Source organism: Anaerocolumna sp. AGMB13020, assembly GCF_033100115.1.
Classification (GTDB): Bacteria; Bacillota; Clostridia; order Lachnospirales; family Lachnospiraceae; genus Anaerocolumna.
Genome location: NZ_CP136910.1, coordinates 1,766,113 through 1,782,825 on the forward strand (window position 1 = coordinate 1,766,113; position 16,713 = coordinate 1,782,825).

Annotated in this window: 12 protein-coding genes; 4 read left to right on the top strand and 8 right to left on the bottom strand. The window is 43.3% G+C overall.

The features are described 5' to 3' along the window. Positions 1–96: 96 nt before the first annotated feature. Entirely contained in the window at positions 97–1,764 is a 1,668-nt protein-coding gene (locus tag R2R35_RS07000) for a cellulose binding domain-containing protein (RefSeq protein WP_317733788.1), read from the top strand. A gap of 143 nt (positions 1,765–1,907) precedes the next feature. On the opposite strand, the gene R2R35_RS07005 is transcribed toward R2R35_RS07000, so the two are convergent. Next, positions 1,908–2,444, bottom strand: a complete 537-nt coding sequence (locus R2R35_RS07005; RefSeq protein ID WP_317733789.1) for an NAD(P)H-dependent oxidoreductase — start codon at positions 2,442–2,444, stop codon at positions 1,908–1,910. A gap of 203 nt (positions 2,445–2,647) precedes the next feature. On the opposite strand from R2R35_RS07005, the gene R2R35_RS07010 reads away from it, so the two are divergent. Beyond that, positions 2,648–2,995 carry a winged helix-turn-helix transcriptional regulator gene (locus R2R35_RS07010; protein WP_317733790.1) on the top strand — a complete coding sequence of 116 codons (348 nt, stop codon included), beginning with the start codon at positions 2,648–2,650 and terminating at the stop codon, positions 2,993–2,995. A 44-nt stretch (positions 2,996–3,039) separates the two neighbouring features. Here R2R35_RS07010 and R2R35_RS07015 read toward each other — a convergent pair whose 3' ends face one another. Next, complete coding sequence (locus tag R2R35_RS07015; protein ID WP_317733791.1) at positions 3,040–5,457, bottom strand: glycoside hydrolase family 2 protein; 2,418 nt, start codon at positions 5,455–5,457, stop codon at positions 3,040–3,042. Positions 5,458–5,601: 144 nt separating this feature from the next. Here R2R35_RS07015 and R2R35_RS07020 point away from each other — a divergent pair, with 144 nt between their 5' ends. Continuing rightward, positions 5,602–6,429 carry an AraC family transcriptional regulator gene (locus tag R2R35_RS07020; RefSeq protein ID WP_317733792.1) on the top strand — a complete coding sequence of 276 codons (828 nt, stop codon included), beginning with the start codon at positions 5,602–5,604 and terminating at the stop codon, positions 6,427–6,429. On the opposite strand, the gene R2R35_RS07025 is transcribed toward R2R35_RS07020, so the two are convergent. The 5 genes from R2R35_RS07025 to R2R35_RS07045 form a co-directional block, all read right to left on the bottom strand. Continuing rightward, positions 6,426–7,580: a Gfo/Idh/MocA family protein gene (locus tag R2R35_RS07025; RefSeq protein WP_317733793.1), complete on the bottom strand. Its 1,155-nt coding sequence runs from the start codon at positions 7,578–7,580 to the stop codon at positions 6,426–6,428. The two genes, R2R35_RS07020 and R2R35_RS07025, sit on opposite strands and share 4 nt — an antisense overlap. A gap of 24 nt (positions 7,581–7,604) precedes the next feature. Further along, positions 7,605–8,681: a Gfo/Idh/MocA family protein gene (locus tag R2R35_RS07030; RefSeq protein ID WP_317733794.1), complete on the bottom strand. Its 1,077-nt coding sequence runs from the start codon at positions 8,679–8,681 to the stop codon at positions 7,605–7,607. Between the two features lie 125 nt (positions 8,682–8,806). Then, positions 8,807–10,462, bottom strand: coding sequence for an extracellular solute-binding protein (locus R2R35_RS07035; RefSeq protein WP_317733795.1), 1,656 nt, complete (start codon positions 10,460–10,462; stop codon positions 8,807–8,809). Between the two features lie 97 nt (positions 10,463–10,559). Next, positions 10,560–11,447 carry a carbohydrate ABC transporter permease gene (locus tag R2R35_RS07040; RefSeq protein ID WP_317733796.1) on the bottom strand — a complete coding sequence of 296 codons (888 nt, stop codon included), beginning with the start codon at positions 11,445–11,447 and terminating at the stop codon, positions 10,560–10,562. Positions 11,448–11,459: 12 nt separating this feature from the next. Further along, positions 11,460–12,404: an ABC transporter permease gene (locus R2R35_RS07045; protein WP_317733797.1), complete on the bottom strand. Its 945-nt coding sequence runs from the start codon at positions 12,402–12,404 to the stop codon at positions 11,460–11,462. A gap of 202 nt (positions 12,405–12,606) precedes the next feature. Between R2R35_RS07045 and R2R35_RS07050 the strand changes: the two genes are divergently transcribed. Then, the gene (locus R2R35_RS07050) at positions 12,607–13,464 is read left to right on the top strand and encodes a helix-turn-helix domain-containing protein (RefSeq protein WP_317733798.1); all 858 of its coding nucleotides are present in this window, start codon (positions 12,607–12,609) and stop codon (positions 13,462–13,464) included. An 88-nt stretch (positions 13,465–13,552) separates the two neighbouring features. Here the strand turns inward: R2R35_RS07050 and R2R35_RS07055 are convergent, their stop codons facing one another. Next, on the bottom strand, positions 13,553–16,420 hold the full coding sequence (locus R2R35_RS07055; protein ID WP_317733799.1) for a glycosyl hydrolase 115 family protein: 2,868 nt from the start codon (positions 16,418–16,420) through the stop codon (positions 13,553–13,555). Positions 16,421–16,713: the final 293 nt, after the last annotated feature.

The following is a 16,713-nucleotide window of genomic DNA, read 5'->3' on the forward strand; positions in this document are numbered from 1 at the left end:
AAACTAAGACGATTAAAGCTAATATATTTAGTGCAAAGTAAGCTTTTTCATGATATAATTTTTTTACAATAAATTACATTTATGGAGGTATTATCTATGTTAAAGAAAATTGGTATAATCCTGCTTGCGATTGTACTGACCGCCATGACTCCAATATTCAGTGTTTCTGCCGCAGAAAGCATAAGCGTACAGTCCTTTAACGGAAATACGGCAGTTAAATCAAACACCATAAGCCCAAATTTCAGGCTGGTCAACACAGGGACAACCCCTTTGCTGCTTTCTACGGTTAAGCTAAAGTACTATTTTACAAATGACGGAAGCCAATCAAACAACTTTTCATGTGACTACTCGACCATAGGTTCACAAAATGTGACCGGTACCTTTGGAGCCATGAACGGAACCAACACCGACAGATACCTGGAGGTAGGTTTTAAAAGCGGTGCAGGAACTCTTGACCCGGGTACAGGTATCGAGATAAAGTCAAGAATCTGGAAATCCGACTGGACTGACTTTCAACAGACCAATGATTATTCCTTTCATACTGCTGCAGCCTATACCGATTTCAGCTCAATAACAGGTTATATCGGAGGTGTACTGGTTTGGGGTCTTGAGCCCACGGGAACAGTTTCACCGACTCCTACTATAACTCTTACGCCTTCGCCTACAATTACACCCACGCCTACCATTTCACCAACTCCTACTGTCAGCCCGACCCTTACTCCTACCTTGACTCCCATACCAACTGTCACTGCCACTCCTACTGTGACCCCTTCCCCTGACTCCAATGTACTTTTTATTGGACGTTTTGACACCAGTGATCCGGCAGGTCCAAAGTTTTCCTGGGGTACTACTACCATCAAAGCTGCTTTTTCCGGAACGGGTATACAGGTAAACCTTAAATCCAGCGGTGATAACTGGTTCGAGGTGATAATCGATGGTAAAGTAAAAGCCCCCATCAATGTTACCGCCAAAAGCACCTCCCCTATTACCCTGGCTTCCGGCCTGACAAGCGGCACTCATACCGTTGAGCTGGTAAAGAGGACAGAAGCCTGGGTAGGTGATGTACAATTTCTTGGATTTACTGTTACGGATGGCAGTCTGCTGGCTGCTCCTTCTCCCTCTTTACGGCGTATAGAATTTATTGGTGATTCTATTACCTGCGGTTATGGTAATGAAGGCACCAGTCAATATGAGTCCTTTACGACAAAGAATGAAAATGCTTACCAGGCATACGGTGCAATAACCGCCCGTCTTCTGGAGGCTGATCCTGTTACTGTCAGCTGGTCGGGCAAGGGTGTAATCCGTAATTACGGAGGAGATACGACTGATCTGATGCCTTCTCTCTATTCCAGGATACTGGCTTATGATTCTGCCCTTCAATGGAATCCCAGCCAGTGGATACCTCAGGTAGTTGTCATAAATCTCTGTACCAATGACTATAGCATCGGTACCCCGGACAGAACTGCTTTTACAGCAGCTTATTCAAATTTAGTAGCAAAAGTCCGTACCCAGTATCCGGATGCACATATATACTGCGCCATGGGCCCTATGTTAAGTGGTGACAGTCAGTCAAGTGCCCGTGATTATATAAGTGGTGTGGTGAATCAGAAGAACACTGCCGGGGACACTAAGGTTCATTATATCGAATTTCCCGTTCAGGAATGGGCGAATGGTTACGGCGAAGATTGGCATCCCAGTCTGGTAACCCACCAACTAATGGCCAACCAGCTGGCAGCCAGAATACGTGTAGATCTGGGCTGGTAATACCTTCAGGATAATCAACCTATGACAAAAAAACTCTATGGCTATCCATTCTTACGTATAATGCGAAAGAATGGAAAACCATAGAGTTTTTAAGCTTATCTTTACTAGATTATTCCTTTACTCTATGCCTTTACTCTATGCCTTTACTCTGATTTCGTACTTAAAATATACCTGATGTAATCCCTTGCACTCTGCTCGACCTCATCGCCACTGATTTGAAAAGACGCGCGGAAAACAGTAAAGTACGAAAGAGCAATTGCTCCTATGTGTGCAGTGGCGGCTTTAAAGGGTATAATAATTTCATCTACTGAAAATCCCACAGAACCGGAGGGAGCATAATTTTCTTCCTTATCCCCAATTGACATTGCAAGGCCGAATTTCTTCCCGACCAGTTTGTTTCCATTTCTGCCATATGCCCACCCATAGGCGAACACATCATCCATCCACTTTTTCAGCAAAGGAGGATAACTGTACCAATACACAGGAAACTGAATTACGATATGATCTGAACGTTCCAACAGCTGCTGCTCTTTTTCAACTTCAATATTCCAGTCCGGATATTCTTCATAAAGCTCATGTATAATAAACTCCTCCGGATATTTCTCCAATTCCTGTTTCCACCTTTTGTTTACAATAGAGTTCTTTATATCAGGGTGTGCCAAAATTATAAGCGTTCTCATTGTATTCACTAATCCTTTCCACTTCAATGGTATTATACAGCCTTTATGAAATCTATGGGTAAGCTGTAACCATTGGTTTTACCTTATTATTATTTAAATCACGTCTAATGTAAATACACACAATAAAGTCAGTAAATACTTACCTGAAAGTATGTATTTCAATCTTGTTAGCTGATATACTATAATAAATTGGAGGTAAGTGTATGAAGCAATATAATCTAGGCATTGAAGCAACCCTTGAAATCCTTGGAGGTAAATGGAAGGCTTTAATAGTTTGTCAGCTTATGCCAGGTCCCAGAAGAACCAGTGAACTGGAACGTCTTATTCCTGATATCTCTCAAAAAGTACTTATTCAACAGTTGCGGGAGCTGGAAAGGGATGGAATTGTAGGCAGGAAGGATTATAATCAAATGCCTCCCTGGGTTGAATACGATGTGACGGAATATGGCAAAACTGCAAATAGGATCATTGATGTAATGTGTTCCTGGGGAAGAGAGAATATACGAATGAGAAAAAGCCGTGGAGAAGATATTTCTCTTTTGGAAGACTAATCCTTAATTTCAGCTTAAACCATGTGACCTGGTTTTTATTTGGTTCAGCCATATATCCTAATCCGTTTAAGTGGCTGTGACTCTCCATGAAAGCAGACCCTCACATATCTCATTTTCGTAGGTACCAGATGGTAGCTCAGCAGAAACTCATCCTTTACAATTCCTGCACTCAGTTCGGTAAATTCATTACCGTTACAGGAATATAACACCCGATAACCTTCCGCTGTTTTTTCAGCGAATTCGATTTCCACCACAGTAACTCTGTTCGTCCCCTCAAGGTCAGCCATTACCCATTGACCGCTGCCTTCCGCTTTCCATATTTCCTCATTTTCCTCGGTCAGACAGCTTGCCGGATGCCCCTCCAGGCAACTGCTGCAGAATACAGGTTTATGGATGGATAAAACCGTTCCCTCCGGCGGCACAGGCATACCGGTCTTGTAAGGGGGTGGCTGCGGCAGAATCCGCTTCTGCCCCTGCCACACTTCTCCTCCCTGCCCTGTTATGATTAGTTCAGCTGTCCCTATACCCTCTGCACTTGCTGTAATGCGATTCTTTCCCTCATAGGCGGTCCGGAACTCCACTGCTCCCTGACCATCCAAGAATCTGCCGTTTTCAGGACTGAATACCATGGATGTTCCAGTGGGAAATAGCCCTCCTCCCTCTTCCACCCGAAGAGTAACTTCTGCTGTATTGCTTAATATCCGTCCCTCCTTGTCTACAAGGGAAATTATAAGAAATGCATCCTCCGTACCGTCGGTCCTTATTGTCTGCCGGTCAGTCGTCAGGCTTAGTCCATAGGGTATCCCTTCCTTGTGTTCTTCCTCCGGTTCAATACCCCGAAGTTCTTTTCTGTACCAGTAATAGGTATTCAAAGGAAGCCTTGCATAATCAATCATTCCCATATGCCCCATGTCTCCAAAAATACTACCGTGATGAAAAGCGCACCATAAAGCCCTGCCTGAGCGCCATTTGTATCTGCATTCTGCCGTATCCCTGAAATTTGGGCTGAATACCCCCGGTCGATCTCCTACTACGCTCCCGTATTCCGTTACCAGATTGGGTACATCGGGGTGGATATAGAGGGAGGCTCCGTCCCCGTTATAACCGGCAACATCTCCAATCAGGTCAAAATCCCCCCTCTGTACCCCGCCCAGACCTGCCGGCCTTGATGGATCCAGTTCATGGCTCTTTTCAACCAGCCTCCGTGCCAAATGGCAGGCTTTGTCCTGAACCTGGGCTGCTGAGAAGAAAGGCTCATTGCACATGCTCCATATAACAATAGAAGGACTGTTGCGATTCTGCCTTATCATTTCTTCCAGGGTATCCATACAGCTCTTTTCAAAACCTGCCTCCTCTTCCTCCTTCACAGGGTACCCAGAGGCTGTCCAATAGCCATCTGCATCGGGTCCGCCGGTACCCCAAAAGCAAAGCTCTGACCAGAAGAGGAGGCCTTTTTCATCACAGGCTTTTGCAAAGCAAGGATGATGGGGATAATGGGAACCCCTAATAAAATTCATGCCACAGTCCTTAATCATCTGCACGTCACGGCCTAACGCTGTCCTGGTAACAGCATCTCCCCAGCCGGCATGGTCCTGGTGTACATTAGCTCCCTGAATTTCATAATGCTCCCCGTTGAGAAAAAAACCCTCTTCCTTATCGAATTTGAAATACCGAATGCCGAACGTAGTCTCATACAGGTCACAGAAGCAGTCGTTCACATAAAGTCGGGTCTTAAGAAGATATAACGCGGGATGCTCCGGATGCCAAAGGCTGGGAGAAGAAATCCAGAAAGCCGATTCCTTTGTAACCTGACTATTAGCCGGAAGCTTCACCAGTTCCACAAGTTTTTCAAGCTCTTCTCCCCCCTGGGAGATAACAGACTCCAGACGGCAGGTCACTTCGGTATCCCTTTTATTTACCAATTCCGTCAGAAGTTTCATAGCTGCTTCCTCCTGACTTATTTCCTCTCCATAGACAAAGGTCCCATTCCAGTTCACATGAATCTGATCGGTTACCAGCAGACTTACCTCTCTATACAGTCCTCCGCTGAATACATGCTCCCCGGCTCTGGGTGCAAGAGCTCCATCCCATAGATTATTCAAGCGGACAAACAACAGATTCTCCCCCTCTCTGACCAGATGGGCAATAGGAATCTGAAAGGCTGTATACCCTCCTTTATGAACGCCTGCCAATACTCCGTTTACATAGACCTCCGCTGCCTGAAAAGCTGCTCCAAAAATCAGGGATATTTCCTTAAATATCCATTTCTTTTGAATTACTATCAGCTTTCGGTAACAGCCATAGCCCACATAGAATTCATTTTCCATAAAGTAGGGCAGAGAAAAAGTATGCGGCAAACAGATATCATACCATTCTGAGTCAATATAATCTGTCTCCTTTGCCTCCAGATAATCACCGAACAGGAATTTCCAACCGTTATTAATCATTTTCTCTTCTCTCATACTCACCTCCGTCTGCAGTCAAAGACTGCCTGGTCTGCCTTTCCATATTATTATCTTACCCTATTATAAAACGCTTATATTATTGTAACAATCATAATATTTTGATATTATATTAATATATTGAACACAAGAAAGGCTATTATAATGGAATGTTTTTTTACCATACAGACAGATCGGGATAAGGAGCTTCCGCTCTGGATTACAGGGATTGGCTGGGATAAATTTCAGACTCATAAAAACAGGGAAGAAGACTTTTCTTCCCATCAACTCGCCTTTTGCGAGAAAGGAACCGGTAAATACCGGATTAGCGGGAAGGAGTATACGATAGAAAAGGGAATGCTTTTCTTTTTCCCGGCTAACATTCCCCATGAGTATTATCCGGTCACGGAACAATGGAGCCTCCGCTGGATTCTCTTCAACTGTCCCAAAATAGAATCACTACTTAAGGCAATTGACTTTCCCTCAGAGGAGGCTTTTCGAATCAGAAATTCAGAGGATTATGTGATATGTTACAATCTGATTTGGAACCTGTTGATTTCCCGCCGTTCAACAGGTATGTCAGAATCCTCCGGTATTTTTTACCGTTTTCTTACGGGATTGACAGCCCAAAAATTCCATTCAGATACAAAAGGTTTACGAAAAAAAGAAAAAATGCTGGAGGATATTCTTCATTATATAAAGAATACCATCCAGCAGGAGGTTACATTAGAAGATATGGCAGCTCAGGTAAGAATATCCCCCTCCTATCTATGCCGTATTTTCAAGGAAAGTTTCGGAATCAGTCCAATAACCTACACCATACGGTATAAAATCAATCTAGCCAAAGAATACCTTATCAGCCACCCTGAAACAACTGTCCGAGAGGTTGCAGAAATATCAGGTTTTCACGATTGCAGTTATTTTTGCGCTGTCTTTAAGAAATACGAATCTCAGACTCCAACCCAATTCCGTGATCTATACCGGTGTTGCTAAGGAACCGTAATGCTATCCGGTTTAAAATTCTCTACAGAGACCTTTTTCTCATAAAACCGGATAGCTTCTTTTTGTATACCTTCAAAAGTGTAGAAGGGGTCATCTTTTTGTAGAGGAAGCACTGTCCATTCTCTTCGACTCCCGGCTTTATAAACTGCCGTTATCAGTTCCACGGTCTTTCTGCCGTCAATACCGGTAATCAGAGGTCTTGTTCCTTCTTCCAGCGCTCTAAGGATATCATCGATTTCACCGGTATGGCCTTCATAAGGAAGATCCGGAAGAGAATCATAGAGGTATTGTATTTCATTGAGAAGAGCCTGATTGCCTCCCGTCACTGGAAATCCATTTTCCTTGGAAATTTCGGCCTGTATCTTCCAGGGTGCGGAGATCTTTGCATTATCGCATTGCAGTTCGATACCCTGTTCTTCTCCATGATGGATTACCGAGCTTGTAATGCTGGCTGCGCTGCCATCTGTATAGGTTAGAATGGCAAGAGAGAGATCCTCGACCTCAGAATTGTCATGACCCGTATTTGTAAGCAAGGCAGTTACAGCTTTAGGCAACTCTCCTTCAAGCCAGTTGAGCATGTCGATATGATGCACAGCATGATTTAGGGTCGGGCCACCACCTTCCTTTTCCCATGTCCCCCTCCACCAAAGGTCATAATAACTGTGCCCTCTCCACCAATGGGAATTGATATGGGCACAACGGATTTTTCCTGCAATTCCGCTTTCTGCAATTTTCTTCAATTTGTAGATTGAATTACGGAAACGGTTTTGGGCAATGCAAGCCATAACCACTCCGTTCTTCTTTTCGGCCTCCAGCATGGCATCACATTCGGCAAGGCAGGTAGCCATTGGTTTTTCCACTACCACATGGCAGCCGGCATTCATGGAATAGATAGCAATCTCACTGTGGACATATGGTGGTGTACAGATATGGACAAGATCAATTTTAACACCGGAGGATAACATCTTCTGGTGGTCATTAAATATTTCACAGTCCAACTTGTATTTTTCTTTCATGCCTTCTGCTTTCTCCGGATAAATATCACAAAGGGCAACAATCCTGCAACGATTTTGAAAGTTCAGCAGACCTTCTATGTGCATAGGTGAGATTCCTCCCGTCCCTACCACCGCAACTCTTATCATTTCGATTCCTCCTGTCATTTTCCTCTACTCGACTACCAGGGCCTGCATTTCTGCTTTGACACAAAGTTCGGCAGCTTTAAAGGCATGGGCCTGGGTCATGGCATGTTCTGTCCGATGGATGCAGTCTTTGATCAGCTGCCCAAAATAGGGATATCCCACCTGTCCCGTTACTTCAAAATGCTGTTCTACCGTTTCATTTACCAGATAAACATGGTTTCCTGTTCCGTCCGGTGTTCCTACATTACAGTACTTGCGCAGCTCTATGTACCCTTTTGTCCCAAGCAGGAAAGTACGTCCGTCTCCCCAGGTACTGAGGCCATCAGGAGTAAACCAGTCTACTCTAAAATGCTGAGTGGCACCATTCTCTCCCAAGAGCACCGCCTCCCCAAAATCCTCTAATTCCGGAAACAGGGGATGTCCATAGTTTCCCACCTGACTGTATTTAACCTCTGCCTCCTTCACATCACAATAATACAGAAACTGCTCAATTTGATGACTTCCGATATCACACAGGATTCCGCCATACTTCTCCTTTTCAAAGAACCATTCCGGGCGGCTCTTTGGATTACCGACTCTATGTGGTCCAAAGCCATCAATATGTATTACCCTGCCGATAGCTCCTTCTTTGATTAACTGCCCGGCAAAGACAGCCGCCTCCACATGGATTCTTTCGCTGTAATATACCATGTATTTTCGTCCTGTACGTTCCGTCATAGCTTTTGCTTTGGCAAGCTGCTCCAAGGTGGTCAGAGGAGCTTTATCCGTAAAATAATCCTTTCCGGCAGCCATTACCCTTAGTCCCAGTGCGCAGCGCAGGTTCGTTACGGCAGCTCCGCAGACCAGCTTTATTTCCGGATCTTGTAGTATTTCCTCTTCACTTTGAGCTGCTTTGGTTCGCGGAAAGGTTTTGATAAAATTTTCCACCTTAACAGGATCTGGGTCATATACCCACTTCAGAGTGGCTCCTGCTTCCTTCAGTCCGTTGCACATACCGTAGATATGCCCGTGGTCCAAAGCAATTGCCGCAACAAAAAATTCTCCCGGCTTTACTACCGGTGCCGGTTTTCCTATAGGCGCATAATTCATACCATCTGCTTTCATCTTAATTCTTTTCCTCTCCTCTCTCAGGCAACCTGAAAATTACCAGCGTAAAAGAAATGCGATTCCTCTTCTGATGGTTCTATTTAGCGGGCTTCTTCCTATTACCAAAGAAGCCCGTTAAGCACTTATTTACTGCCATAAAAATCATTATAATAAACGGTTCTTTCATTAATGATACTCTGTATGCCAGCATCCTCCAGCTTCTTCATGTATTCATCATAGGTCGCATCGAACTGGTCAGAGGGACAGGTTACAGCTGAAACAGTATATTCATCTTTCACAAGATTGATATCCGTAATAAGGTCGGGTGTGGAGGGGGCCGAGTAGGTTGCATCATGGACAACTGTTCCTGTCAGTCCATACTCATAATTCGCCAGTACGTGATCTTCATACCCTGGTGCTTCTTTGGAGGTGCAGGCATTAAAGTCCTCTACTGTCATAAAATATCCTTGATTTCCCACCAGGAACAGATCCGCACGAATCCAGTCCTTGTCTTTTGCATTGTAAGCCGCATCCTTTACAACGGGTACACCATTGTCATCATAAGTAAAATGTTCATTTTCAAAGCCATGGTATATTGCAAAGCCGCCTGCCTCGGTACCTAACCAGTCCAGGTAAGTCATCGCTGCTTCTACTTTCTCCTCGCTGGCTGTCTTGGGGCAGAAAGCTACAAGACCACCAGAAGCATAAGCTGAGCTGTATTGCTTTCCGTCATTTATATTCTTTAAGGGAGGGAGGGATACTAAATCTGCACCGGGTACATTCTCCTGAAGCGTCTTTAGCAGGGAACCTCTCATAACATCCACCGCATAGTTTACATTGGCTTCAAAAAATCCTGCATCTCCGGTAACGATATAGCTGTTAAAATTATCTCCTGTCATGGTGTAATATTCCTGATTTAACAATCCCGCATTATATAACTTGTTCAAAAATCGGTAGTATTCTCTGCTGCCGGGATCATAATAATCCTCACAATCTTCGTTAGCGATAGCTTTTTCTTTCTCATCCCCCGCAAGCTTTGAGAACGCTATCTTGGTATTCCAGCCGTTCCAGATTATTGCGCCGATTGTGGTATTTCTAGCATCGGGATTCTCATACTTCATTTTATAGATCACATCATAAAGTTCATCCGGTGTAGTTGGAATCTGAAGATTCAGCTTATCCAGCCAGTCCTTGCGAAGAAAAAGGTTGGACTTTGCCGTAGTAGCTCTTTTGGCTACGACACCAAACACCTCATTATTTGCTGTTCTGCCAATGTCCAAAACGTCTTCGCCAAGATATTCCTTTAAATTCTGTATCTGGTCGTTTCCATTGATGAACTCTGACAGATCCCAGATGCCCCCGTCCTTTAAATACTGCTCGGCGTAAGCATAGGTATAGGTAATGGTCAGATCCGGTGCGGTACCAGAGGCCATCATAGTCTGCATTTTTGTTACTTCGTCTCCTCTGGGAACCGGAACGAATTCCACATGAATACCGACTTTGTTCATTTCCTGATTTACATATTTTGTCCAGCGGTTATCGGTTATTGTAGAACCCTCCGGTGCGTTGCTTCGGTCAAAGAGTTCCACGGTAATAGTAACATTGTCAAACTGCTTTGACCCATAAGTCGTCTGGTACTTGCTTCCTCCCAAAGCTTCTGTCTTTCCCTTTTCATCGGATGCCGCTTCCGTATTGCTGGTTTCCTTGCTACCATTGTTCTGTGAATTTTTCCCGCATCCGGAAAACAGAATGGCTGTCATGGATAAAATCAGCATACCTGCTATCAGTCTTCTTTTCATAAATAAACCTTCCTCTCCTTTTTTACAGGCCACTTACACTATAACAAAAGCCGCCTTTCGCTTTGCAATATATAAACATTTCTGCTATTGCCTTTTATCATCCTTTTACTGACCCCAACATAACTCCTTTTACGAAATACTTTTGGAGCCAGGGGTAAACAATGAGTATCGGGATGGTGGATACCGCTACCGTAGCCATTTTTAAGGACTGAGTCATAACTCTGGTGCCTCCGCCCTCCAGACCTCCACCGGCATTGTTTAGCTCCTCCCCGAACAAGAGACTTCTGAGCCGTAACTGCAGCGTATACTTATCAGGATTCTGAATATACAACAGTGCATCAAAATAGCTGTTCCAATACCCTACCGCATAAAAAAGACCCATGGTCGCTATAATTGCAAGAGATAAGGGAAGTATGATACGAAACAGCACCTGCACCTCGGAGGCCCCATCTATGAGAGCTGCTTCCTCAAGACTTTCCGGAAGTTCCCGAAAAAAAGTCCTCATAACGATAAAGTTAAATACGTTGATTGCCTGGGGAATAAACAATGCACCTAAGGTGTCATAAAGATTTAATCCCTTTACGACCATAAAGGTCGGTATCATGCCACCACTGAAATACATAGTGAACAGTATCAGTCCGGAAAAGAGCTTTTTGCCGGGAAGCTTTTTTCTCGAAAGCGCGTAAGCAGCCAGAATGGTAAGGGCAAGGCTCAGAGCCGTTCCCATTAGTGTTACCAGTACCGTTGTCCTCATGGAAAACCATATCTGCTTTTTTCCGAGGATTTCCTTATAGGCATCCAGATTAAAGTCAATCGGATAGAAGGTTACCTTCCCGGAGAGCACCGAATTGTATCCACTTAAGGAATATGCCAATACATTCAGGAACGGATAAAGGCATACAAATACCAAAACGATCAAAATCGCATAAAGAATTACGGAACCAGCCGTTATTTTTTTTACACCGTTTATTATCTTAACAGTCATATTTTTATCCCCCTAAATAATTCCTTCTTCACCAATTAACTTGGCAAATCTATCAGCAAAAAATAAAATAATAATGTTCACCACAGACTGAAACAGACCAATTGCTGTAGAATCACTGTATTTAGCCCGCTCTATACCAATGCGGTATACATAGGTGCTAATTACTTCCGATATTGACATTACCTTGGAATTTCCCAGTAGCAGCGGAGCATCCAGTCCAATGGTCATCATTTTGGATACGGACAGAATCAGCATGGTGACAATAACCGGCTTTATGCAGGGGAGAGTTATGTACAGGAGTCTCTGAAATTTGGTAGCACCATCGAGATAAGCTGCCTCATAAAGGCTTTCATCCACACCGGTAAGTGCTGCAAGATAAATAATGGTTCCCCAGCCGATATCCTTCCAGACATTGCATAAAACATAGGTAAACACCCACCAGCCCTGGTGGCTTAGAAAGGGTATGGAAGGAATTCCAATGCTGTTCAGAAGGTTATTAATCGTTCCTCCCTGCTGTGAAAATAAGTTCGTAGCAATTCCTGCAACTACCACCCAGGATACAAAATGGGGCAGATAAAGAATCGACTGGGTTATCTTTTTGAACTTAAGCATCCTGACTTCATTGAGCATTAAAGCAACTATGATTGTTAAAGGAAAACTCACTGCCAGGGTCAGCAGATTCAGGTACAGCGTATTCCGTACGGACAGCCAGAAATTACTGCTCTTAAAAATCTTTTCAAATACCTTAAAACCGCACCAGGGGCTTGCAAATACGCCTTTAAACATATTGTAATCCTTAAAAGCTATGGTAACACCGTACATAGGTACATATTTGAAAATAATATAAAAAGCTATTACTGGTATCAACATGACATAAAGCCATCGATATCTCCATATCTGTCTTGAACTGCATGCATAATTCTGTCTTTGAACTTTTATTTTCCTGCTCTTGCCCATTGCCTTCCTCCTCAGGTTATGTGTTTCCATAAATGTATTGTAAATTCATTAAACTAAGTATAATATAGAATCAACACCACATCTAAGCATAATCATACATTTTTATTGCGTAATGCAACTTTTTATTGTTATTATTTATATAATCTTCTTTTAATATTTTTATTTTTTGTGCAATTCATTTAAATAGCAAAGGGGATATAATATGGAATTAGAAAGAGTAATGGATGCTTTGGACAAGAATATAATCTGTGAACATAAATATGATGATTTTGGAGGGGATTTTTTTCACAACCATGACGGCTTTGAGCTGTTTCTGTTTATCAGCGGTTTCGTAAACTATTATGTAGAGCAGCAGGGAAGACATATGAGTCCAGGTACCTTAATCTGTATCAAACCATACGATTTTCACCGCAGAGAGCTGGTCAGACCGGGATGTTATGAAAGAATTATTATCAATATCAGAAATTCCGTTATGTCCTCTTTATCCTCAGATCTAACCGCACTTTCCACCTGTTTCTACCGCCAGCCCGATGGATGTATCAATCTTATGCATTTAAAGGAGGAGGAAATGGAGGAATATATCTACCTGTCCCACAAACTCAACAAAGAACTAAACAGCAAGGAGTTTGGCGGTGACATTCTGGCAGAAAGCTATCTTAAACAGATTCTGGTCCTGGTAAACCGTTTGACCGGTAACCGGAGAGAGCTTCCTGAAAATATTATGCCCCGTCTGGTCAAGGATGTTATGATTTATGTGGAGTTACATCTCACAGAAGATATCTCTCTTTCACTCCTGGCCGGAGAGCTGCATCATAACGGTACTTATATCAGCCGGCGTTTTAAAGAAATCACAGGGCTTTCCCTGCAGCAGTATATTATAAAGAAAAGGATTACTTTATCCAAGAATTACCTGAATGAGGGGTATTCTCCCCTGGAAGCTTGTTTTTCTTCAGGTTTTAATGATTACTCCAACTTCTACCGAACCTTTACCAAACAGGTAGGCTTATCTCCTAAAAAGTATCAGCTTAACACTATGCTGCCTGGTACTTTGCCCCAATGAGAATTGTAAAAGCCATAAACTCACAGCCGTTTCCGTGTATGTTTATGGCTTTCTTCTTAACTGATATATTAACTTAACAAATTGTCTCTTATTTCCAGCAATAAAAGCTTTCCAACGGCCCCAGATAAGATTGAGGCAGCGTCACATGTTCCGGATGTAATACGATTCGTTCCAGGATAATATTGGGACTTACCGGATAGAAGCGCAGTGTATTTTCACCTTTACGGCAGTTAAATTTTTTATGATAGAGCTTAACCGAATCCTGTGCCTCCCTGCTCCACTGGGGACTTAGAAAGTATGGAATATCCATGTTCCATACCGTATTTTCAACAGAAACGGTCTCTCCGTTCATAGAGGTACCCACATATTGAAATTTCCTGTTATCCACAGGCGTTGACGGCGCCAGATAAAAGCAGGCTTCATAAATCCCATCGTTTCCCGCTACAAAACGGTATTCTAACCAGGGCCGCTCCTGGGCTTTAAGAAAGTCTGCATCGGCTGGATACACCTTCATGGCAGTTCCTGTCCGTCCATAGGGAGCAAGCCTTATAAAATCTGCTCCTTTTACAGAACCTTTGTTATAATAGTGGTCCGCCTCCATAGCAATATAACCATCATATTCAAGAAAGGTCATGGGCTCATACCTTGAAAGATCCGGCTGTTCTGCTTCTACCGATATGATAACCCTGGCATTGTCGTTTCCCTCTACATAAAAGATCCCTTCTTCTTTTCCTTTCAACAAGGAACGTTCAACTGTTACTGTAATCGTATCTTTTAAGCAGGTCTCTCCGCTAGTCTTCGAAAACCGGAGCCAGGGACAATCCGATAAAATACGGTACCAGACAGGTCCTTCACTTCCACAGGCAATATCAAGGGTGAAACAATCCCTGTCCGGTCTGAGGAAATCTTGAAATCTCATATGATTCCCTATCCAGTGTTTACCGATATTGTACTCCCCTGAATCGGATTTGCTTACTATTATTCTGGGATTATTGGCTGGTACTGTATATATTTTCAGAGGGTATTTATTGTCATCTTCGCACCATTTGGTAAATCCAAAATGCTCGGACAGCCCAAAACCATAAAACCTGCCGCCATCCAGGGTATGTAAGATCTCTGTGATGGCTTTATCATAAGAGAGGCAATTCTCTATCTTCTCTGCCAAAAGATTAGCTTCCATCCGGTTCTGTCTTGCATAGAATTCATTTCTTCCTGCCAGTATCCAGGTCTTCATAAGATTGGCCGTTCCCACTGCCGGGTAGAAGATCAGCTCATAAAAACCGGAAGCCAGAAAGTCAGGACACCTTGATTTCAATTCATTGCAGCGGTTGATGATCCATTCGGAATTACGGAGAAGTTCTTCTGCTTCCCCAAAATGTACCGGATGATATATCTTTTCATTCATTATCTCATGTTTGCGCCGCTCGCACATCAGAGTATATTTCTCAAGGATACAGGCTATATCCATAAGCTCCTGTTCCTCAAAACCTTCACCGAACTGCCGTCTTACCCAATGCTCCGTAAAATCTCTTGTATTATTTGGGTTGGTCGAACCCAGCATATCCATATCATAGGCCAGCTCCAGAATATAGGAAAGAGCAAATTCCTGGGTTCCGATATCTCCCACATTGACCACCCAGATATCTCTTACCCCATAATCATATGCCATGGACAGCTGCTCCCACACCTTAGGAAGATAAGTGGAACCAATCCACTGATATGAATGGGCTCCACCATGCATGTCGATATGGTAATACATTCCGTACCCACCTTTATGATCCCGCATCTTTTCCGTCGGCAGGGTTCTGTTATAGCCGTGATTGTTGTCACTTAACATGAGGGTCACTCCCTCAAGCTCCGGATCTTCCATTAGTCCGGGTGTATTCTCATCTCCATAAAAGAAAGCCTCCACCTCGGTAAATAAGACAATTTGTCTCGGCACCTTATGAAGCTCCTTATTCACCTGCTCACGAATCAACCGGTTCTGTTCCCGGAGAACCTCTCTTAAGAGCGCGATATTCTCCGCCAGGGATGCCTTCTGCATGATAGCAGTGTCATTTTCGCCTCGCATTCCAAGGGTAATTACATTTTCGAATTGACTGTTCCGTTTTAGGCCATCCTCCCAGAATTTAAGGATTCCTTCCCGATTACTCTGAAAATCCCAAGCATCACCGTAAACAGAAGCTTTTCCCCTGACCTTTCCATACTCATTTCCACTGCGCATACAGGGTTCATGATGGGAAGTGCTCATTACGACTCCAAGTTCATCGGCCAGGATTGCACTTTCAAGTCCCGGTCCGTCCAGGTTGAAATCAGACCCCCACATGGCAGGCCAAAGATAATTACCTTTATTCCTTAGCAATAATTCAAAGACCTTCTCATAGCATCTTGCATTGATTCCTCCGAAATTTTTCATTGCCCAGTTGCCAAAAGCCGGCCACTCATCATTGATAAATATACCTCGATATTTAACAGAAGGTTCCTTTGAAACCATTTGGCAGCTGTCATACAGTATCATCTCCGGTTTCTTTGCAGGGCAGACACCGCTCCAGTTAACCAACGGAGATACTCCTAACAACTCGGATAAGTGAAACAGTCCGTATATCGTTCCTCTTTTATCACTGCCGGCTATCAGAATTGCTTTCCCTATCCCTGTTACAGGCTTTTCTATCAGTTGGAACTTAAAAACTTCTCTTTTCCCCTGGATTTCCCGGAGGTTTATTCTTCCTTCACGACTCAGCTGTTCCAGTACAGGACTTTTATCAAAGGTTCCGTAAATTACTGCATCGATATCTTGCCCATGATCAATCAATTCTTCTTTTCTGATACAGCCTGGCATTGTACCAGTTATCATCTGAATATCTTCCCTGACTTTTACTGCAATTCTTCGGACTCCTGCAAAGGCTTCCTCTTCTTCGTAGAACCATAGGTTTCTTCCAATAATTATCTGCTCCATATTCTCTCCATTCCTTTTTGTTTTGTAGCTATTCAGTAATTTTAGTACTCCCTGTATTGAATTATAAAGGAATTTCATGATATAATCTTTGCAGATTACGGTATCTTTATTGCGTTAAATTACTATTTGAGAATTATGAACAGGCAGGATACGGTACTTTGATATACCATGTGCAGCCACTAAGTAATACGGACTGCAAGGTTTGCAACTGACAGCTGACACGATAAACGGACTTGTCTGAGATATATAGAATATATAAGAACTAGTACTAGCAGAATAATCTAATATGAGGT